This is a genomic window from Streptomyces sp. NBC_01235 (genome assembly GCF_035989285.1).
In the GTDB taxonomy this organism is placed as follows: Bacteria; Actinomycetota; Actinomycetes; order Streptomycetales; family Streptomycetaceae; genus Streptomyces.
On the sequence record NZ_CP108513.1, the window covers coordinates 6,152,356 to 6,173,161 of the forward strand.

Below are 20,806 nucleotides of genomic sequence, written 5' to 3' on the forward strand. Positions count from 1 at the left end.
GCTGGTGGGGGTGGTCGGCGGCGGGTTCGCGCGCGGTCACACGGGCTGGGAGACCGACTCCTGTTCCGGGCGTTGCGCGGTCGCCGGGTCCTCCTCCGCCTCCTGCAGGAACGTCCAGTCCCAGACGCTCAGCGGCGGGTTGATGCCCTGGCGAGCCGGGCGGGTGGTGCCGTTGGTGTCCGTGGCGGCGAGGATCTCCTTGAAGACCAGGTCGACGGCGACCGTGCCGACCCGCTTGTCGGCGTCGCGCTGGAGGCAGACACCCGTGCGGAGTTCCTGCAGGGCGGCGATGACCTTCGGGTCGTTCTCCGGGCGGCCCAGGAGCGGGGCGACCAGGGAGGCTTCCTGCGCCGACTTCTGCTTGAAGGCGAAGACCGTGTGGATCTGGTTGGCGCCGCCGCTGCGGGCCTCGGAGTCCTCGATCTGGACCAGGTCGATGGCCTGCTGGGTGATCAGGACGGTGACCGCCAGGTAGGAGCGGCCCTGCTTCAGCGCGCGGCGCATCAGGTCGCGGCCGGACTCGGTCGCCGTGACGACGTACGCCTCGTCGACGAAGAGCGCCTTGGGGCGCAGACCGATCTCGCCGGTCACCGGGTTCTTCTCGTAGCCGACGTCGAGCATCTGGCTGCCCAGCTCCACGACCGCCATCAGGGCCGTCGCCGCGAGGCGTTCCGCGGGGTTCCAGTTGCGCGGGTCGGAGGCCGCCGGCGACTGGAAGCCGCGCAGGGTGATGACCGTCCGCCGCTTGCGCATGCTGGACAGGGGCTGCGGGTGCTCGGCGAAGGACAGCCGGGCGTAGGGGAGCGTGCGCAGTTCGGTGAGGAGCATCTGCGCGAGCTTCAGGTCCTTCTGCGCCTCTCGGTCTCCGCTGGCCACGGCGTGGTCGTACGCCGCGACGACCTCGTCCACGACCTGCCACAACGTCGGGCGGGGGACGGCGAGTTCGGCGTCGCGGGCCGTGTAGCCCTGCTCGACGGCCTGGCGGATCGCGGAGTTGTAGCGGCCGATGACGGTGGCCATGCCCTCGATGACGGGGAGACGTACGCGCTGGTAGTCCTCGTCGCCGAGGAAGCCGCGGAGCATGGACTCCGCGAGGAGGCGGCCCGCCGGGACGTCCCGGGCGATGACCCACGGGTCCAGGACGCCCGCCTGGCCCTTCAGGAGGTCGACGACCTCCGTCTCCGCCCAGAACTCCGGGTTCACCGGCTGGAACCGGCTCTCCGGGGTGCCCAGGAGGCCCTGCTCCGCGTCGCCGGCGAAGTCCGGGTCGTTCACCTGGGCGCCGAAGGCCAGGTAGTAGCACAGCTGGGCGAAGTCGGTCTTCGGGTCGATGACCAGGCAGCGGACGCCCGACTCCGACTCCTCGTAGAACTTCTGGAGGGCGAGGGAGGACTTGCCACCGCCGGACGCGCCGACGATGGCCAGGCCACCGCCGTCGTTGCGCGCCGGGCCGACGTGCAGCGAGTAGTGGACCGGCATCTTGCCCGCCCAGCCGACCAGGTTGCCGACCCAGCCCAGCCGCTTGCCGGAACGATGCTCGGGGTTGTCGCCCAACTCCGTTCCCGCGGTGGGAAGTCCGGCACCGAGCTGTTCGACCTCCTGGAGTCGGAGGTAGGGCGCGATCGGCAACTTGGGCGCGTCACCGGGAAGTTGTGCCTGAAGCAGCCGCCACTGCTGACGGGTCGGGCGCAGCAGCGTGACCTTGAGGTCCTGCTTGAACTGCATCTCCAGCACGCGGCGGCGGCGCTCCAGCTCCTTCACGTCGTGAGCGGAGATCGTGAAGCGGATCTGCGCCTCCATGCCCGGCATCTTGTGCTCGTCGATGTCGTCGACGAGCTCCTGGGCGCGGGTGACCTGGGTGGCCAGCTTGGTGTCGGGGCTGCGGCCGGAGTTGGCCATGTCGTTCATCTCGTCGACGAGGTTGCCGCGGATCTTGTCGGCGCGGTCCTTGAACTTCAGGTACGGGATGAGCGTGAACCGCATGTCGATCTCTACGGGGAAGTCCACGTGCTGGGCGGCGTAGCGGGCCCACGCGGTCGACTGGCGGAAGCGGGTCTCGGCGGGCCAGTTGGCGGCGACGAGGGTGGTGGTGTAGCTGGTCTGCTGCTCGCCGGTGACCTCGTCGTACTGGTTGAGCACGATGTGCGTCTTGCGGTTCTCGCCGGAGAAATCGACGACCAGGTCGAACTGGTTCGGGCCCCAGGCACGCGAGCCGAGCACCGGCTCCGGCGGGACCGGGAGGTCGCCGTGGAGCGGCTTGCGGATCAGCCAGACGAGCTCCTCGCGGCTGAGCGGGGTGCCCTTGAGGCCCTCCAGGCTCTCGTGGACCTCGACGGCCGTCTGCGTCCACTCGGCGAGGACGTGCGGGGAGAGGTACTCGTCGGTGACGCCGGTCGCGGTGGCGGCGGCCTGGTCGGCGACGCCGCGCACGCCCTGGAGCAGACCGGGCTCGTCGTAGGGCTCGTCGTCCTGGGCCAGGACGCCGGTGCCGCCGCTGGTGCGCTTCAGCGAACCCAGCTTCACCAGCAGGATGTTGCGCTCCCGCTTGGCGCCGATGCGCTCCTGGTACTCGGCCTTGCGCAGGTTGTACGCCTTGTAGTTCTCGGTGGGCTCCCAGGCGATCGCGTTCAGCTCCTCCGCCCAGGTCAGCGCGGTGATCGGCTGGTAGACCTTGCGGTAGTGGCACTCGACGTTGCGGTCGCCGCGGGCCAGGTTGAGCAGACCGCGGGCCGGGCCCTCGGCCATCGCCTGGAGCTCGCCGGCGTTCAGGTACTCGTCGATGGCGTTGGGCAGGACCATGCCCGTCCACACCGAGTCGCCGTGCACGAAGATCATGTCGTCGGCGTAGCGGTAGGGGAGGCGGAGGTCCTCGCGGCGGGCGGACGCCGACGAGCCGGACGGCCTGGAGCGGGAGGAGGACGACTGCCTCGAGCCGCCCTGGCCGCCCTGACCGTTCTTCTTGCTCGACGAGGCGGCCATGATCATGGCGACCACGAAGAAGGCGGCCGCCCCGCCCAGAAGGATCAGCATGAACATGGAGGAGTCACCTGCGGTAATCGAAGTCGGTTGTCGGTGGTCAGCGGTAGGTCGAGAAGGCGCTGCCGCGTGCGGCGGCGGTCCGGCGCGCGGCTTCGTAGCGGGCCTGCCAGCGCGGCGAGCCGGGGGTGAAGAGGATGACCTGCCAGTGCAGTTGCTCCGGCTCCTGGTCGGCGGCGAGGCCCTGCAGCCGCTTGGGCTGGAACCACCAGTCGGTCCACACCACGATCTGCTGGCTCAGCGTGAGCGCCGAGGGCAGCGGCCGTCCCCAGACGAAGTAGACGGCGAACGGCGGTCCGAAGTAGAGGATCGACGTCCACATCGACATGCCGAGGAAGGGCAGGAACGCCGACATCGTGAACAGCGCGATGAGCCAGACCAGCCCGAAGCCGAAGGCCGCGCCCAGCGCGGGCAGCAGCAGTCCCGGCAGCGGGATGTTGCCCCAGTTCCAGATCCTCTTGGGGCGGTTGACCAGATCGGTGTGGTCGTACGCGACCAACGGCTCCGGCGGTGCCTCCTGGCTCATGACTGCGAACTCCCCTGGTAGGGACGGCTACTGACGGACCGACCGATGCCGGAACGTCAGCCCTTGCCGCCGCCGATCTGGCCGCCGAGGTCGATGAGCAGACCGGCGAGGCCGGTGGCGCCGCCGATGATCAGGGCGGCGAGCGCGATCATGCCGAAGCCCTGGAAGGCCTCGCGCATGCCGTCGCCGCGCTTCATCGACAGGAGCATGCGGATGCCGAGGATGAGGAGGGCGATGACGGCGACCATCGTGCCGGCGTTGCGGAGGATCGTCTCGATCTCTCCGAACATGTCCTCCATGGTGGTGGCTGCCAGGTACACGGTGTTTCCTCTCGGGTGGTGAAGCAGTAGGTGAGCTGTAGGGGGTGACGGCGGCGCGGACCCGGTCAGGGCTTGCCGGGCTGCTTGCTCTTGGACGACTGGGGGGTCGTGGCGGGGGACGAGGAGGCGGAGGTGGACGGACTGGCCGAGGGGGAAGCGGTGCCCGTACCGGCGCCCGTGCCTCCTTCGCTGTCGGCCCGGCCGCCCTGCGAGTCGAGCACGCCTCCGCGGATGTCCTTGATGAACCAGCCCTGGGCCGTGTTCACCACGGTCATCCGGTAGGCGCGGCGCACCGTCTCGCCCTTCGGGTCGCCCCAGTCGACGACCACGCGCACCTCGACGGCCTGCCCCTCGGGGTAGGCGTACGGGTCGGTGTTCTGCACGTTCTTCGGGACGAGCGCGGTGACGTCGTTGATCGTCGGGGTCGTCAGCCGGCCGGCCAGGCCGGAGGTGGCCGCCTGCGAGGCGTCGGGGGTGGTGAAGCGGGCCATCGCGGTGGCGTCGGAGGCGCCCCAGGCCGCGAAGTATCCCGGCAGCACCTGCTGCTGGAGCTGCTGCCCCAGGGCGTCGTCCGCGACCTCGTTGTCCTGGTCGATCTCCGGCACGTCCGCGCGGCCGGGCAGCGGCATCTGGCCGACGTCGCCGGCGACGCGCATGCCCTCGCCGGTCGAGAGGTTCTTCACGTAGACGGGGACGGTGAGCGTGGTGAGCGTGCCGTCGTCGGTACGGACCTGGACCCCGATGTAGCGGCCGTGGTCGCCGTACTCGGCAAGCTTCTCGGCGGTTCCGTCCCAGGTGGCGGACACGGCGGTGGAGGTGCCCTCGCCGCTCCAGCCGCACTCGGCGTCGACGCCGGAGGAGGCGTAGCGGGCGAGGTTCGCCCGGCGCGTCGACGCGGTCTCCGGGGAGAACGTCATGCACAGCAGGGCGTACTGCTCGGCGAAGGTCGCCGCCGCTTGCGTCGGGAAGTCGGTGAGGCGGTACTTGTCCACGTCGGCGGTGTCCAGCCCGGCGGTCTTGGGACCGGACGACTTGCCGACCACCAGTCCCATCACGCCGCAGGAGCCCAGCGCGAACACACAGGTGGTGATCAGCAGCGTGGCGCGGAGCGCGACGTGCGTGCGACGCCCTCCGGTGGAGATGCGACCACCGGGCTTCGGGACGACGAAGTCGCGGTTGGGCTGGGGCTTGGCGGCGGGCTGGGCGGTGGCTGCGGCGCCGGCCGAGGCGGCGGTGTGGGCCGGGGCGGCCGCTCCTGCCGTGGGCCTGAGCGAGAGCGTCGGGGAAGCGGTGACGGGGGCCTGGGGCGCGGGCGTGGTGGCAGCCGGGGCAGTGTGCTGGGGAGTCGCGACCGGCGTGGGCGCTGCGGCCGTCGCCGTACCGCCCCTCTTGCGCTGCTCCTTCTCCGCCTTCTTCTGCTCGTACGCCGCCTTGCGTGCCGCCCGCTCGCGCTCGCGCTTCTCCTTCTTCGACTCGCCCTGGGGGCGCGTCTCACGCGGCGGCAGCGACGGTACGGCGGCCTGGCCGGCCCGGGGCGTGTTGCGCACCCAGGCGGCGGCGACCTGTGCGCGGGCCGCGTCGGTGGGGAGTTGCTGGGGCTGCGGCTGTTGCGGGGCAGGCGCCGGCTGCCCTTGCCCCTGCCACGCCTGTTGCTGTGGCTGCTGGGAAGGACCGAAGGACCCGGGCTGCCCGGAAGGCTGGCCTCCGCCGACCGCGCCAGCAGGGCTGTTGTGGTCTGTCATCGAGTCGGTTACTCCAGCGAGTCGGTTCCCCGTCCGCCTGGGCGGGTTCACGACCGCACCGCACGACGGGCCCTGGCCCCAGCCAGGTGCGCTGGCAGTGTGACAAAGACCCGTCACGGGACCGGTGTCGCTTTCCTCGCCGGGAGACGGGGAATTCCCGGCAGGCGTCCGCCGGGAAAGCTGCCGGGAAAAGTGGCAGGGACATGTCGGGAAGCGGTGTCGTCGCTCCGGCCGCCCGCGGACCACAATGCGCGGGGCAGGCCTGCCCGGCGTACCGACGTACCCGGCACCACCCCTGGACCCGACGGACCCGGCGAAGGACGAGAGTTGAGCGACCACTACGGACACGCGCAGCAGCCCGACCCCCGTGTCCTGGGCGTGCCCCAGCAGGCGCCGACGGATGGCCAGGCACAGCCGTCGGCCCCGCAGGTTCCCCAGGCCCCGCAGGTTCCCCAGATCCCCCAGGCCCCGCAGGTCTTCCAGTCCGAGCGCGCCTGGGTCGACGGCTACGAACCCGGCAACCCGTGGCAGGCCCGCCTGTGCGTGGAGACGCCGTACGGGACCTTCGCCTATCCGCTCACCCCGAACACGATTCCCGAACTCCTCGAGCAGATGGTCCTGGTGGCCCAGGAGCAGCAGGGACTGCCGGTCGGCATCGACGACGACGATTCCCCGCCGCAGCCGGCCGACGGCGAGGAGGACGGCGAGGAGCAGCAGGGCGTGGGTGCGCGGCTCCAGGGCGGCCGTGCCGCGCGGGTGACCGGCTGGGCCGTCGTCCACGACCTGTGGGAACGCGAGGATCCGACGGCGCGGATCGTGATGGGCGCGGTGGTCGTGGCACTGCTGGTGCTCGGCATCTTTCTGACCTGATCACCCGATACCTGACCGATGGGGGCACCGATGCCTGGCACCGAAGAGGTCTCCGAGGAGCCGGAGTTCTACTTCGCGGACGTCTTCGTCTTCGTCTCCGACTACCTCGCCCAGATGATCCGGCGCCGGGTCAACGGCACGTCGGCCACCTGGTGTCCGCGGTGGTGGGAACATCCCGAGGCCGGCGCCCGGCTGTCCGCGCTCTGGCTGGCCTGGGAACACCTGCGCCAGGACCCGGCGCTCGGCATGTCGACCTGGTGGCTGCACCACGCCGACCCGCATCTGCGGGTTCTGATGGACGCCGACTCGGGCCCGTTCGCGGCCTGTTCGCCCAAGGACGGCCACACGGCGTACCCGTTCGACCCGCTGCCGGTGGATCCGCGACCGGAGTGACCGCGGCCCCCGGCCGAGCGCGACCGGGGCACATCCCTTCACCGTCGTCCTCTCCCGATGTCCCGCCCGCCTTTCCCGAGTGCCCGGCGCCGCTTTCCTCGCCGGGAATCCCCGCAACCCCCCTCGCCCGCCGCCACCTACCGTGTCCCGGTCACCCGCCGTACCGGATCAGCACAAGGGAGGCGCGGGAACGTGGATGTGCCTGAGGAGGGCAAGCGCTCGGGGCTGCTCGCCCTGGCGGTGCTCGGTGTTCTGCTGGTCGCCGTGCTCACGGTGTTCACCGTCTTCGACGGGGACGAGGGCAGTGGCGGCGGCGGTGCGGCGACTCCCGCCGCGACGGCCGGGGGGCAGGACGCCGCGAACTCGGCCACGGGATCCGGCGGCAGCCAGGCACCGAGTGGCGGCGCCACCCCCATCGTCGCGCTCACCGAGGTGGCCGCGGCGCACGAGGTCATGGCGAAGTACATGGCCGGTCTCAGCACGTACGACCACACCAGCAAGTCGGCGGCCTGGAGCGCCCCGCTGCTGCGACTGACCACCGGCGACACGCAGATGGAGCAGGTGACCGCCCTCCCCACCGGCAAGGAGTGGGCCCGGTGCGAGGCCGACCAGTGCTCCTCGACGGGCACGGCGACCGTCGTACGGGACGCGATGATCTCGGACGACCTGGTGCGTGACAGCGGCCGTTCGATCTCCAGCGTCGTGAACGTGACCGCCGCGCGGACCGCGGACGGCAAGACCGTCACGGAGTCCAACAAGTGGCTGGTGACCGTCAAGGAGGAGAGCGGCGCGTGGGTCGTCTCCGGCTTCGACATCTTCGGTCTCGGCGACGTGGGCGCCTCTGACGAATCGGGGGAGTGAGCCGGCATGGTGGCACCCGCCGTACTGGCGGCCGCGCAGAAGGCCGCGAAGGTCGCCAAGACCGCCAAGAAGGCCCGTCAGGCCGCGTCCGGGGGAGGCGGTCAGGGCGGCGGCAAGGACAAGGACAAGGACAAGAGCAACCTCAAGCTCTGGCTCATCCTCGGCGGCAGCGGCGGACTGCTGACCTTCGGCGGCATATCCCTGGTGACCATCATCCTCATGGGCATGATCGGCGGGACGGGCAACGGCGCGGTCGCGGCCGCCTGTGGCGACTACGCCGACAACGCCAGCGCCGGCAACACCGGTGACGCCGCGGCCACCAACCCGATCCTGCCGGCCGGCAAGATGTACATGCCGAGCGAGACCGCGCGCAACGAGATACCGCCGAAGATGATCCTCGCCGCGATGCGCGCCGCCGCCCGCTACGACGGCCTCGACTGGGGGCTCATCGCCGGGCAGATGTACCAGGAGACCAAGTTCGGCCAGGACCAGTCGGCCGCGCCCGGCGGCAAGAACTCCCTCGGCTACATGGGCATCCTGCAGTTCGGCACCCCCGCCTGGAAGGACTACGGCGCCGACGGCAACGGCGACGGCAAGAAGGACCTCTACAACATCGACGACGCCGCCTGGGCCGCCGCCAACTTCCTGCACGCCCAGAAGGCGGAGACCGCTCCCTTCAAGGCGCTCCAGACCTACTCCGGCTCCACGGCCTCCAACACGATCTACCCGCGCGTCGTCATCACCCAGGCCACCCGCTACCACGGGGTGCTCACGGGCGATCAGGAGCTCATCAAGCGCTGGTACGCGCATCTGAAGGAGACCGTCGAGAAGAACCCCGACTTCCCCACGCTCGGGAAGCAGTCGGACATCCCGGAGCCGGTCGGCAACAACGCCCAGCCCAGTTCCGCCCTCAGCATCGCGGCGACCTCGCCCCGCTCGTGGTCCACCCCGGCGCTGGACGCGGGCGACGAGGCGTCGTCCACCACGGCCATGGCACCGGCCGCGTACACCACGAGCACCTTCGACACGACCGGCGTCACCACCGTCGCCTTCCCCGCGGCCAAGCAGCCCACCGGCGGCGCCGGCTGGCAGTGGCCCCTGAAGGAGGGCACCTACACCCTCGGCACCAAGTACCACGAGAACGGCAGCATGTGGAGCCTCGGCTACCACACCGGCCTCGACCTCGTGGCGACCTCCGGCACCCCGATCTACGCCCCGGCCGACGGCAAGATCGTCCACGCGGGCCCCGGCGGCTCGTACGGCAACGAGACGGAGATCCAGCACGCCGACGGCGTCATCACGCTCTACGCCCACCAGACCTCGATCAAGGTGTCCGTCGGACAGACCGTCAAGCGCGGCGACCAGATCGGCACGGTCGGCGCGACCGGCAACGTCACCGGACCCCACCTGCACTGGGAGGTGCGGATCCCCGGGGTCGACAACCCGTTCGTCGCCGGCCAGGACTCGGGTCCCGGCATGGTCGACCCCCAGGAGTGGATGAAGGGCCGGATCACCGCCAACCCGGACTACGGCACCGTCCCGGGCTCCAGCGACAAGGGCAAGGACGCCCAGTACGCCGACTGCGCGCAGGAGAACGGCAGCGCGGCCGTCGCGCCCGACGGCGCCGGCGCCTCCGGTGTCATCCCCGACGCCGACGACCCCGTGATCCGTGCGGTCCTCGGCTGGGCCCAGCGCGGCATCGGCGTCCCCTACGTGTTCGGCGCCCCGCGGCTGCAAGGCCAGAGCCCCACCAGCTTCGACTGCTCCAGCTTCACGCAGTGGGCCTACTACATGGCCAGCGGCGGGAAGATCAACATCGGCACGACCACGTACACCCAGGAGCCCTACCTCAAGAAGTACGAGGTCCCGCTCTCCGAGGCCCAGCCCGGCGACGTCATCTTCTTCCGGCCGGAGGGCAACGGCCACTCCGGTCACGTGGGCCTGGTCTGGGACCCCAAGGGCCACAAGATCATCCATGCTCCGCGTCCGGGCAAGACGGTCGAGTTCAGCAAGTGGGACTACCAGGACGAGATCACCGGCGTCTACCGCGTCCCGATCCCTCAGGGCACGGACCCGGTCGAGGGCAACGGCACGGGTCAAGAGAAGGGCGCCTGAGGCGGTGGCGACCCCGCGACACTTCCTGCCGGCCTGCGCCGCCGGGACCGTCATGTCCCTGGGACTCCTCACCGGCTGCGGAGGCGGTGACGGTCCGGCGGACCCGGAGGCGACCGGCCAGGCCCGACCCCGGGCGTCGGCCTCCACGGCCCCACAGGCGCGCTACCCGGGAGAACCGATCCCCGGCCTCGCCACGAAGCCCGCGTGGAGCCTCGCCCCGCGGAGCGACGCGGTCCGGCGATGCGGCGGCGACGCAGCCCTGCCCGCCGAGAAGCAGAACGAGACCGGCCGCTGCGCCGTCGGCGACGCCTTCCTCCTCGTCGAGGACCTGTCCGCTCCGGTGGCCGTCGGCGAGACGCAGCCGCAGACCACCCGCTTCCTCGCCCACCTCTACGACGCGGCCACCGGCAAGGAACGCAGGTCCTTCACGGTCACCTGCACCTATGACCCGTCCGGCGGCGACGCCCCGCAACCCGCCACGCGGGTCCAGGTGGGCACCTGGCGGGACGGCTCGCCGGCCGTCCTGATCCGCGACTGCGAGAACACCGAGGCGGGCGGCCCGGACAAGGCCGCCGCCACGACCGTCTACACCATGTACGCGCCGAGCGGCACGAAGCTCGGCAGCTCCGCCTACGCCGGCGAGGACCACGCCGGACTGCCGGTCGTGCGAGGACATGTGTTGCTGCCCGGCGACGCCCACGAGGCTCGCACCCTCGCCCCGATCGGCGGCGGCCAGAACCTCGTCCTGCCCGCCGGGGCCGAACCGCTCGACACCGGCCGGGGATACGCGACCCGGGGCACCGGCGTGAACGAGCCGCTGTCCGTGATCGACCAGGGCACCGGCAGAACGCTGTGGACCACGACGGACCTCACCCCGCCCGACGGCGTGGCCGAGCAGAACCAGAACGGCGAGGAACCCGACGCCGGCCTCTACCCCCTGCACGGTGACCGGGCGATCCTCGTCTGGTCGGCGAGCGGCTCCGATGACGCGGTGCTCACCACCGTCGACCTGCGCACCGGCGCCACCCTGGCCGTGGGCCCGCGCACCAGGCTCAAGCAGTTCACCCAGGACGCCGGCCCCGTCGTCTCGCCGGACGGAGAGACGGCCGTCGTCAACTTCGCCGAGGGCGCGGTGGCGTGGGACACACGGACCGGCGCCGAGCTGTGGCGGCAGGACGCCGACGGCAAGGACGTCCGGCCGCGGACGGTGACACCCGGCGGCGTCCTGTACGCGGAGCTCGACCAGGAGGATGCCGCCCTGGCGATGCGGACCGGGAAACCGCTCGGCCCGCTTCCCCAGGACGTGGACGTCCCCCTGGAGTTCACCGGTAACGGCTACACGCTCGTCACCGCCGGCGAAGCGCTCTTCGCCTTCGCGGCGACGAAGACCTGACCCGACCCACCGAACCCTTCGGAATTCGACCCCCCCCAGCAAGTCTCAGAAGTCCAGAAAGGACGGACCCGCGGGTGACCGCAGAACAGCAGAAGAAGCCCCGCGCCGAGGACGACTGGACCTTCGAGATCGTCATCGCCGTCGCGGTCGTGCTCCTCGTCGGCGCCGGTGCCTGGCTGGCGGCGAAGATCGGGGCCGGGTACGCCGACGAGCCCGCGCCGGCCTCCAATCCGCTGACGTTCCTCGTCGAGGTGATCAAGGGCGACTACAGCTGGCCGGGATCGGCGGCCAGTGCCGTCGCGGCCGGGGAGGCGGTGGTGGTCGGGATCCTCGGCCTGGCCGCCTACCGGGTGCGGGAGCGGCTGCGGAACAAGCCCAAGGTGGACGGCGCCGCCAAGCATCTCGCGCAGGGCGAGGAGCTCGGCAAGCTGACCATGAAGGGCGCCGCCGCCACCGCCGAGCGCCTGGGCGTGCAGTCGAGCACGCCCGGCGTGTTCATCGGACGGTCCGTCAAGGGGCGCCAGCCGCTGTACGGGTCGTACGAGGACATGCACGTCGACATCTGGGGTCCGCGGACCGGTAAGACGACCCGGCGTGCCATCCCGGCCATCCTCGACGGGCCCGGCGCCGTCCTCGTCACCTCCAACAAGCGGGACATCGTGGACGCGACCCGGGGGCCGCGGACCGCGCGCGGGCCGGTGTGGGTGTTCGACCCGCAGCAGGTCGCGCAGGAGGAGCCGAGCTGGTGGTGGAACCCGCTGTCGTACGTCACCGACGTCGCCAAGGCCCGCAAGATGGCCGACCACTTCGCCAGCGGCTCGCGTGACGCGGGCGCCTCCACCGACGCCTTCTTCGACCCGGCCGGCCAGGACCTGCTCGCCAACCTGCTGCTCGCCGCCGCCTGCGCCAAGGCGCCGATCACCCAGATCTACACCTGGCTGTCCAACCCCAAGGACGACGCCCCGGAGCGGATCCTGCGCGGCGCCGGACACGCCATGTCCGCCGACGGGCTGTCCGGTGTCATCAACGCCCCCGACAAGCAGCGCAGCGGCATCTACGGCGTTGCCCAGCAGATGGCGTCCTGCCTGGTCAATCCCGAGGTCAACCGGTGGGTCACCCCGCCCGCCGACGAGTACGCGGGGGAGTTCGACCCGCACGAGTTCGTCCGCGGCGGCGGCACCCTGTACTCGCTGAGCCGGGAGGGGCGCGACTCCGCCGGGCCGCTCGTGACCGCGCTCACCGTCGCCGTCGTCGAGGCCGCCGAGGAGTACGCCACCACCCAGCGCGGCGGCCGGCTGCCCCTGCCCCTCGTCGGCGTCCTCGACGAGGCGGCCAACGTCTGCCGCTGGCGTTCCCTGCCCGACCTGTACTCCCACTACGGCTCGCGCGGCATCATCCTGATGACGATTCTGCAGTCCTGGGCGCAGGGCATCGAGGTGTGGGGCGAGCGCGGCATGGAGAAGCTGTGGTCCGCCGCGAACGTCCGCGTGTACGGCGGCGGCGTCTCCGACACCCGCTTCCTGGGCGACCTGAGCGAACTGGCCGGCGAGTTCGAGCTGCGTGAGTACCAGACCAGCCGGGAGTCGGAGTTCGGCGGCTGGTCCGGCAACCGCGCGATCAGCGAGTCCACGCGCCGCGAACGCGTCCTTCAGGTCTCCGACCTCGGCGCCATGCCCCCCGGCCGGGCCCTCGTCCTCGCCTCCGGCACCAAGCCGGTGCTGGTCGAGACGGTCCCGTGGTGGGAGGGCGCGTACGCCGCCGAGGTCCAGGCGTCGCTGAAGAAGTACGACCCCGGGGCGCGTTGAGCCGACGGCGGCAGAGAGAAGAGAAGAGACAGGGGAGGGGCTCGGAGGTGGATACCTCCGAGCCCCTCCCCTTCTCCGTCGGTGATCAGACGCGGGCCGTCCGCCGACGACGCGTGCCGAACCACGCCGCCGCACCGCCGACCGCCAGGAGGACGGCGGCGAGGGAGCCGTAAAGGCCGCTGCCCGAACCGGTGTTGGCGAGCGAGCCGGTCGCGCTCGTGGTCGTGGTGCCGCCGGTCGTGCCGCCCGTGGTGGTGGCCGCGGAGGTGGACTCGGACGCCGACGGGGTCGCGGAGGCGGACGGGGACTGCGACGCCGGCGTCGACGGGGTCGCCGACGGGGTCGCCGACGGCGAGCTCGGGGTGGTCTTGGCCGGACCGGCCGTCACCTTCGTCGTGATCGCGTTGAAGTATCCGGAGTCATCCATGGAGATCAGCGACTCCAGCGGTACGGCCGTGTCCTTCTTGATGTCGCTGTGCTCGCCCAGGGAGAGGTACAGGTCGATGATCGCCAGGCCGGAGGCCGCGCCGAAGCCCTTCGGGAGGTCGGGCAGCTCCCACTCGCTCTCGTCGCTCTCCTTCAGCTTCACGATCTTGCCGTCGATCTTGGCCTCGAGGATGAAGTCGGGGTGGCCCGCGCCCTGACGGAAGCCCTTCGCGGAGACGGTGCGGTGCAGCTCGGCGGGGAACTCGCCGGGGCCGTCGGCACGGGTCTCGAGCAGCAGGCCGGCGCGCCGGCCCGGGCGGGCGACGGCGTTGTCGTTTCGCACCCAGGCCTGGTTCAGCTTGCCCGGCTTGATCTGCGGGTCGGTCTTGAAGACGACGGTGTTGCGCGCCGGGGCGTCGTCGATGTCGCCGACCAGCCGGCCGGCGTGGAGGGTGAAGTCACCGTCGTTGGTGGGGTAGGAGGCGCCGAGGCCGACGGTGACCTTCCAGGTGAACTCGGTCTTCGCCGGGACGGAGAAGGTGGACGAGGCGTTGCCGGAGGCCGGGAAGAACAGGCCCTGGAAGAAGCCGTCCTGGTGGCCGATGGCGGACTTGGTCGCGGGCGCGTCGACCGCGGTCACGTCGAAGACGATGGAGTCCTTCAGCACCGGGCTCGGGCCGTTGGGCTCGCCCGGCATCCAGGCCGAGAACTCCTGTGCCTTGTCGGAGGAGTTGGCGACCGTCAGGATCATCGACTCCGTCGACCCGCCACGCTTGAGCGGGGCGTCGGGGGTGGGCGCGCCGAGCGTCATCCTCAGCGCGTGCTCGCCCGCCTTGTCGGCGGCGACGGCGGTGGCCGGGACGAAGGCGGTGCCGGCGACAGCGGTGACGACGGCGGTCGCGGCCACGGTGCGGATGCGGCGGGCGGCGACGGAACGAGCGGACATGATGAATCCCCCCAAGGAATCAACAAGGATCAACGAAGACGAGAGAACTGCGAGCGCTGCGAGCGCTGCGAGAGCAGCGGGAGCAGCGGGAGCAGCGGGAGTGGAGAGAAGGCGCGTTGCCGCCGGTATTGCTTGTCCCCCCGGCGGCTCGCGGTGTGCCTATCCTCACCCGGATTTCATGCTTGATCAATCGTCGCTCCGTCACCACTTCGCAACAGCGCCGGAAGCGGTAATTCCGCTGGTCACAGCCGGGTTACGGCGACCCGGACATGACCTGCGGAGGCGGTTGCCGCCGTGCGGGAGCGGTCGCCGCGCAGTCGCCCGAGGGCGTCGTTCCGGTGCCGTCGGCGGATACGGCCGTCACCCGGTAGAGGGACGTTGCGCGGGGCGGCACGCCCGTGTCGTAGAACTCCCCGGTCCCGCCGGTGAGTCCGGGGTCATCGTCCGGCGGACGGAGAAGTCGTCCTTCGGTATGCCTCAGGCGGGGCCTTGGTGCCCCGGGGGCCGGCGATCGCGGCGTCGCGGCCGGTCTGCTTCGCCGTGCCGGAGAAGGTGGTGCCGGCGAAGATCTGGCGCTTGTGGACCGGGGAGGCGCAGGTCGTCGCGGCCGAGACGGCGGTGACGGCGGCGGTGAGGAGGCCGCCCGTCGTGGCGAGGACGACGGCCGTCGCGAGTCCGGCGGGGCTCCTGGCGGGGCTTTTGGCGGAGTTCATGAGTCCTCTGTCGGAAGGGAGCCTGTCGTGATCACGACCCGCGAGGAACGGGGGGTTTTCTCCGGCAGGTCTTCCTCAGGTCTTCGCAAGGTCTCCGCTTCGTCTCCATGCGTCCGTGTCCACTGAGCGGAGTGTGATGTTGTTACTTCGTTAAGCGGTTCCGCTTGACGTCGGTGGCCACCGCCGCGTTGTCTTTTGAGACACCTGGGTCACCATGTCGTACCCATGTGCCCGGAATTGCACCGAACGCACCTGAAGTGAGTCCCCGAATGCGTCGTATCGCCATAGCTGTGGTCGCCTCCACGATGTCCCTCTCGCTCGCCGGGTGCGGGATGCTGGGGGCTTCGGGGACCAGCAGCGACGCGACACCGACCCGGAGCGACGACATCACGGTGGGCGTCCTGATGCCGGAGGAGACGAACACCCGGTACGCGGAGTTCGACTACCCCATCATCAAGAAGAAGGTCGCCGAGCTCACGCAGAACAAGGGCAGGACCGAGTACGCGAACGCCGCCGGGGAAACCAAGACGCAGAACACCCAGATGCAGAAGATGATCGACGAGAAGGTCGACATCATCCTGCTGGACGCCGTCGACGCGAAGGAGGTCGCGCCCATGGTGAAGAAGGCCAAGGACGCGAACATCCCCGTCATCGCCTACGACCGCCTCGCCCAGGGTCCGATCGACGCGTACGTGTCCTTCGACAACGAGCTCGTCGGCCAGGTGCAGGGCCGCACCCTCGCGGAGGCCATCGGCAGTCCCAGCACCGCGGACAAGATCGTCATGGTGAACGGCTCGCCCACCGACCCGAACGCCGGGCAGTTCAAGCAGGGCGCGCTCAGCGAGCTCAACGGCCGGGTCACGATCGCGAAGTCGTACGACACCGACAAGTGGAGCCCGGAGGTCGCCCAGGCCGAAATGACGAAGGCGATCGACGAGATCGGCAAGAACAACATCGCCGGTGTCTACTCCGCCAACGACGCCATGGCCGGCGGCATCATCAAGGCCTTCGAGGCGGCGGGCATGAGCGACAGCGACCTGCCCCCGATCACCGGGCAGGACGCGGAGCTGGCGGCCGTGCAGCGGATCATCACCGGCGAGCAGTACATGAGCGTCTACAAGCCGTACCCCGCCATGGCCGCGGCCGCGGCCGAGGCGGCCGTCGCCAAGGTCCAGGGCCGCGACCTCCAGTTCGAGGCCCTCACCCGCGACAAGGTCGACAGCCCGACCGACAAGGACATCCCGGCCAAGCTGCAGACCGTGGTCGCGCTGACGAAGAGCAACATCAAGACGACCGTCCTCGCCGACGGCATCTTCACGGTCGCCCAGATCTGCACCACCAAGTACAAGGCCGCCTGCGAGGCCCTCAAGCTGACCTGAGATCCGTGGGCTACCAGCCCATCAGCGGCTTCATCGCGATGAGGACCCCACCCGGCGCGTACGGCGCCGGGCTGGTGTTCATGTAGCCGGCCGGATCGCGGTCCCCCGAGACGCGCAGGCCGCTCACCTTCGCGTCGCGCGGCACGTCGTACCAGAGCTCGACCTCGATGAGATCGTGCCCGCCGATCTCCACACTGTCGTGCTGGCGCCGTACGGCCATGGCGAAGGTGTCGGGCTGTCCGGGGCGCCCCGGGACGCCCGCCAGCCGCTGGCTCTTCGCCACGTACGTGTGGAACACCGGGTCCTGGTTGTCCACCCGCAGCCGCGCCCAGCAGAACCGCCCCTCCGGCTGCCCCTCGCTGTGCGACCCGGCGACCGCGTTCAGCCCGCAGCGCAGGAACAGCAGGGTGAAGGTGAGATGGCCGTCCTTGTAGGGGCGGGAGGGCGCCTGCGTGGCCGTGGCGGAGGGGGTGGGGGCGGGTTCACCGTCGCCCCCACCCCCTCCGCAGCCCGCCGCCGCGCACAGCGCCGCTCCCACGGTCAGGGCCCGTACCCGGTTCCTCGCCATACCGGGATTGTCCGGCCGGCGCCCGCGAAACGGAACGGTCCGTCACGGCCTCGTCGGTGCCCGTTCACGCCACCCGCGTGAACTCCACCGTCACCTCCGGCGGTCCTCCGGCGACCCCCCGGTAGATGCCCTTGTGCGGGGTGACGTCGTCGTAGTCGCGGCCCCGGCCGACCACGACGTGGGACTCGTCGGCCCGGGTCCGGTTCGTGGGGTCGTAGCCGTGCCAGTCGCCCGCCCAGTACTCGACCCAGGCGTGGCTCTGCCCCGCCACCGGGCGGTGCAGCTCCGCCTCCCGCTCGGGGTGGAGATAGCCGGAGACGTACCGCGTCGGCAGCCCGAGGCCCCGCAGCAGGGCGATCGTGACGTGCGCGATGTCCTGGCAGACGCCCGCGCCCTGCTCCCAGGCCTCGGCGGCCGAGGTGTTCACGCCGGTGACGCCGGGGAGGTAGGACACCCGGTCGGCGACCAGCGAGGAGACGGCCACGACCGTCTCGTGCGGGTCCAGGCCCGCGGCCGCCTTCCGCGCCTTCTTCACCAGCTTCGGCGGGACCGTCGTACGGACCGTGGGGCCCGCGAACTCCAGCAGACGGGAGGCGGCCGTGCGTTCGGTGATCTCCGCCCAGGCGGGGGAGGCCGGCAGGTCGGCCGGCGGGGACGTCTCCACCAGGCTGGACGCCGTGATGGTGAGGTCCGCGTGCGGGTCCATCAGCTCGAAGGCGGTGACCTGGGTGCCCCAGTAGTCCCAGTACGACCAGGTCGTGGCCGCCGGGCGGATGGTCACCCGGGCGTCCAGGGTGGTCTGTCCGGGCAGTGTGAGCGGGGTCATCCGGACCTCGTTGTGGGAAGAGACCGCCGCCTGCGCGTAGGAGACGTGGGTGGTGTGGCGGATACGGAGCCTGCGGGTGCTGTTGGCGCTCATGCTCACGCTCCTTCCTGGGCCCACACGACGGGCCCCTGGTACGGGAAGAACCGCTCGGCGACCGCCTCCGCCGAGGCCATGCAGGCGGTCTGCAAGTCCCGTAGCAGCAGCGGCAGTTGTTCTTCCAGGGCGTGGGTGTCGAGGTATTCGAGACGGGTGCGCAGCCGGCCGATGGGCCGGCGGGCCGGGTCCTGGCGGGGGCGGCCGAGCGCGCTCAGGCACTCCTCGGCGGTGGTGAGGGCGTGCAACGCCGAGCGCGGGAAGTCCCGGTCCAGAAGCAGGAATTCGGCCACTCTCGGGGTGTCGCCGAAACCGCCGTACACGCGCGCGTACGCCTCGTCGGCGCCGGACGCGCTCAGCAGGGTCGGCCAGTCGGGCGCGTGGGCGGCGTCCAGCACGCGCACGGACAGCAGCCGTACGGTCATGTCCACGCGCTCCAGGCTGCGGCCCAGGACGACGAACCGCCAGCTGTCGTCGCGGCTCATCGTGGAGTCGGCGAGCCCGAAGAAGAGGGCCGCGCGGCTGCGGACGAGCTCCAGATAGCCGTAGGGGCCCGTACGGCGGGCCGCGCGGCGCTGCTCGGCGAGGGCGTGCCAGGTGGCGTTCAGGCATTCCCACATCGCCGAGGAGACGGCCTCGCGGGCACTCCTGGCGTTCAGCCGGGCGGCGCCCAGCGCGCCCTCGATCGAGCAGGTGGAGCGGGAGTCGAAAGCCAGTTGGTCCAGGACCTGCTGCATGTCGACGGCGTCGGAACCCGCGTCGACGCCGAGGATCGCGTACAGCGACCGGCAGGCCACGTCCTCGTCGCGCCAGGGGTCCTCCAGCATGCGGTGCAGGTAGGCGTCGAGGATGCGCGCGGTGGCGTCGGCCCGTTCGACGTAGCGGCCGGTCCAGGTCAGCGCTTCCGCAATGCGGGAGAGGATCACGTCGTTCACTGCTGCTGCGCCCCTTCCTGTACGCCGGCGGGGGCCCCGTCGGGGCCGAGCTGGCGGGGTGCGACGGCCGGCGGCGCGTCGTCTGCCGGCAGGGCGGCCGGACCGTCCGTCGGGCCCTCGGCGAGGACCCAGGTGTCCTTGGAGCCGCCGCCCTGGCTGGAGTTGACGATCAGGTTGCCCTCCTGGAGCGCCACCCGCGTCAGCCCGCCCGGCAGCACCCAGATATCACTGCCGTCGTTGACGGCGAACGGCCGCAGGTCTATGTGGCGCGGTGCCATGCGTTCGCCCGCGAGGGTGGGGGAGGTCGACAGGGCGACGGGCCGCTGGGCGATGAAGCCGCGCGGGTCGGCGGCGACCGCCTTGCGCGTCTTCTCCAGCGTCTTCGCGTCGGCCTTCGGGCCGATGACGATGCCCTGCCCGCCCGCGCCGTCGACCGGCTTGATGACCAGCCGGTCGATCTGGTCGAGAACGGCGTCGAGCTGCCCGGGCTCGTCGGGGCGGTACGACTCCACGTTGGGAAGAATCGGTTCCTCGCCGAGGTAGTACCGGATCAGGTCCGGGACGTACGTGTACAGCAGCTTGTCGTCGGCGATGCCGTTGCCGACGGCGTTGGCGAGGGTGACCTTTCCGGCCACGGCCGCCGTCATGATGCCCGGGCAGCCGATCACCGAGTCGGGGCGGAAGTGGAGCGGGTCGAGGAAGTCGTCGTCGAGCCGCCGGTAGACGACGTGGACCGGGACCTCGCCCTTCGTGGTGCGCATCCACACCCGGTTGTTGCGGCACACCAGGTCGTGCCCCTCGACCAGCTGCACGCCCATCAGCCGTGCCAGCAGGGCGTGTTCGAAGTAGGCGGCGTTGCTGGGCCCGGGGGTGAGCACGACGACCCGTGGGTCCGCGGTCCCCCCGGGTGCGGCGGCGCGCAGGGCGGCGAGCAGCCGCGCGGGATAGCCGTCCACCGGCACGACGTGCTGCCCGTCGAAGAGGGAGGGGAACACCCGGGTCATGGCCCGCCGGTTCTCGATGACGTACGACACCCCGCTGGGTACCCGGACGTTGTCCTCCAGCACCCGGAAGTCCCCCGCCTCGTCCCGGACGAGGTCGATGCCGGCGACGTGGATGCGCACCCCGCCGGGCGGTTCGACCCCGTGGGCCGCGCGGTGGAAGTGAGGGGAGCCCAGCAGCAGCCGCCAGGGGACGACACCGTCCTCGAAGGCGCGACAGGGCCCGTAGGCGTCGGCGAGATAGGCCTCCAGGGCCCTGACTCTCTGGCTCACGCCCCGTTGTATGAAATCCCATTCCAGTGCGTCGAGGATTCTGGGTACGAGGTCCAGCGGCCAGGGCCGCTCCTCGCCCGCGAAGGCGTAGGTCACGCCACGGTCGGTGAAGGCGCGGGCCATCTGGTCGGCCCTGAAGCGCAGTTCACCTGGCTCGATCGGCTGAAGCGCCGCCAGCACCGGCTCATAGGCGGTCCTGACCTCACCCGGCCGCTCGAACATCTCGTCCCACGCGTCGGCCAACGCGTACGCGTCAAATATGTCCGCCATGGGCCGACGTTAAGTGCGGGACGTAACGCGACGATCACTCGGGGATTTCCGGGAGCGCACGGGTGTGCCGGGGCGCACGGGTGTGGCCCGGGGCCCGGCCGGACTCCCCCGTGGTCCGGCCGGGTCGGTTCCGCTTCCCTCGAGTGGGGAGCACCCGGGGGAAGGCGGAAGTCAACGATGCACCGTCGAGAAGGCCCCGCACCACCGTCAGCTTGTTGCAGTGCGAGGGGAGGAGGCCAGGAGAAAGTCACACAGACGGGTGGTTTTCCACGGCCTCGGTGCGATGAGCCGTGTTGCGGACCCGGTCCGGGCCGC

17 protein-coding genes are annotated in these 20,806 nt (G+C 71.1%); 7 read left to right on the forward strand and 10 right to left on the reverse strand.

Annotated elements, in window-relative coordinates; translation table 11 throughout:
- Nucleotides 1-36 precede the first annotated feature (36 nt).
- The 4 genes from OG289_RS27510 to OG289_RS27525 all read right to left on the reverse strand — a co-directional run bounded on the left by OG289_RS27510 (nt 37) and on the right by OG289_RS27525 (nt 5,624).
- A complete protein-coding gene (locus OG289_RS27510; protein WP_327316701.1) occupies nt 37-3,036 on the reverse strand; it encodes an ATP-binding protein in 3,000 nt (999 codons plus the stop codon).
- A 40-nt stretch (nt 3,037-3,076) separates the two neighbouring features.
- Nucleotides 3,077-3,562 carry a hypothetical protein gene (locus tag OG289_RS27515; protein ID WP_327316702.1) on the reverse strand — a complete coding sequence of 162 codons (486 nt, stop codon included), beginning with the start codon at nt 3,560-3,562 and terminating at the stop codon, nt 3,077-3,079.
- A 56-nt stretch (nt 3,563-3,618) separates the two neighbouring features.
- Nucleotides 3,619-3,882, reverse strand: a complete 264-nt coding sequence (locus tag OG289_RS27520) for a hypothetical protein (RefSeq protein WP_093773962.1) — start codon at nt 3,880-3,882, stop codon at nt 3,619-3,621.
- A gap of 65 nt (nt 3,883-3,947) precedes the next feature.
- Nucleotides 3,948-5,624, reverse strand: coding sequence for a conjugal transfer protein (locus tag OG289_RS27525; protein ID WP_327316703.1), 1,677 nt, complete (start codon nt 5,622-5,624; stop codon nt 3,948-3,950).
- A gap of 327 nt (nt 5,625-5,951) precedes the next feature.
- Here OG289_RS27525 and OG289_RS27530 point away from each other — a divergent pair, with 327 nt between their 5' ends.
- The 6 genes from OG289_RS27530 to OG289_RS27555 all read left to right on the forward strand — a co-directional run bounded on the left by OG289_RS27530 (nt 5,952) and on the right by OG289_RS27555 (nt 13,061).
- A complete protein-coding gene (locus tag OG289_RS27530) occupies nt 5,952-6,494 on the forward strand; it encodes a hypothetical protein (RefSeq protein ID WP_327316704.1) in 543 nt (180 codons plus the stop codon).
- Between the two features lie 30 nt (nt 6,495-6,524).
- Nucleotides 6,525-6,887 carry a DUF4913 domain-containing protein gene (locus OG289_RS27535; RefSeq protein ID WP_327316706.1) on the forward strand — a complete coding sequence of 121 codons (363 nt, stop codon included), beginning with the start codon at nt 6,525-6,527 and terminating at the stop codon, nt 6,885-6,887.
- A 192-nt stretch (nt 6,888-7,079) separates the two neighbouring features.
- Entirely contained in the window at nt 7,080-7,748 is a 669-nt protein-coding gene (locus tag OG289_RS27540; RefSeq protein ID WP_327316707.1) for a hypothetical protein, read from the forward strand.
- Nucleotides 7,749-7,754: 6 nt separating this feature from the next.
- The gene (locus OG289_RS27545) at nt 7,755-9,863 is read left to right on the forward strand and encodes a peptidoglycan DD-metalloendopeptidase family protein (RefSeq protein ID WP_327316708.1); all 2,109 of its coding nucleotides are present in this window, start codon (nt 7,755-7,757) and stop codon (nt 9,861-9,863) included.
- A 4-nt stretch (nt 9,864-9,867) separates the two neighbouring features.
- A complete protein-coding gene (locus OG289_RS27550; RefSeq protein WP_327316709.1) occupies nt 9,868-11,256 on the forward strand; it encodes an outer membrane protein assembly factor BamB family protein in 1,389 nt (462 codons plus the stop codon).
- 74 nt (nt 11,257-11,330) lie between these two features.
- Nucleotides 11,331-13,061, forward strand: a complete 1,731-nt coding sequence (locus tag OG289_RS27555; RefSeq protein WP_327316710.1) for a type IV secretory system conjugative DNA transfer family protein — start codon at nt 11,331-11,333, stop codon at nt 13,059-13,061.
- 85 nt (nt 13,062-13,146) lie between these two features.
- Here OG289_RS27555 and OG289_RS27560 read toward each other — a convergent pair whose 3' ends face one another.
- Nucleotides 13,147-14,433 carry an LPXTG cell wall anchor domain-containing protein gene (locus tag OG289_RS27560; RefSeq protein WP_327316712.1) on the reverse strand — a complete coding sequence of 429 codons (1,287 nt, stop codon included), beginning with the start codon at nt 14,431-14,433 and terminating at the stop codon, nt 13,147-13,149.
- Nucleotides 14,434-14,870: 437 nt separating this feature from the next.
- Nucleotides 14,871-15,146, reverse strand: coding sequence for a hypothetical protein (locus tag OG289_RS27565; RefSeq protein ID WP_327316713.1), 276 nt, complete (start codon nt 15,144-15,146; stop codon nt 14,871-14,873).
- A gap of 269 nt (nt 15,147-15,415) precedes the next feature.
- Here OG289_RS27565 and OG289_RS27570 point away from each other — a divergent pair, with 269 nt between their 5' ends.
- Nucleotides 15,416-16,525, forward strand: coding sequence for a substrate-binding domain-containing protein (locus tag OG289_RS27570; RefSeq protein WP_327316714.1), 1,110 nt, complete (start codon nt 15,416-15,418; stop codon nt 16,523-16,525).
- A gap of 10 nt (nt 16,526-16,535) precedes the next feature.
- On the opposite strand, the gene OG289_RS27575 is transcribed toward OG289_RS27570, so the two are convergent.
- The 4 genes from OG289_RS27575 to OG289_RS27590 all read right to left on the reverse strand — a co-directional run bounded on the left by OG289_RS27575 (nt 16,536) and on the right by OG289_RS27590 (nt 20,491).
- Nucleotides 16,536-17,093, reverse strand: a complete 558-nt coding sequence (locus OG289_RS27575; RefSeq protein WP_327316715.1) for a hypothetical protein — start codon at nt 17,091-17,093, stop codon at nt 16,536-16,538.
- A 64-nt stretch (nt 17,094-17,157) separates the two neighbouring features.
- On the reverse strand, nt 17,158-18,012 hold the full coding sequence (locus OG289_RS27580; RefSeq protein ID WP_327316716.1) for a transglutaminase family protein: 855 nt from the start codon (nt 18,010-18,012) through the stop codon (nt 17,158-17,160).
- A 2-nt stretch (nt 18,013-18,014) separates the two neighbouring features.
- Nucleotides 18,015-18,947: an alpha-E domain-containing protein gene (locus tag OG289_RS27585; RefSeq protein ID WP_327316718.1), complete on the reverse strand. Its 933-nt coding sequence runs from the start codon at nt 18,945-18,947 to the stop codon at nt 18,015-18,017.
- Nucleotides 18,944-20,491 (reverse strand): circularly permuted type 2 ATP-grasp protein, encoded by a 1,548-nt coding sequence (locus OG289_RS27590; protein ID WP_327316719.1) that lies wholly within the window; start codon nt 20,489-20,491, stop codon nt 18,944-18,946. The genes OG289_RS27585 and OG289_RS27590 overlap by 4 nt, the downstream gene beginning before the upstream one ends.
- Nucleotides 20,492-20,806 lie beyond the last annotated feature (315 nt).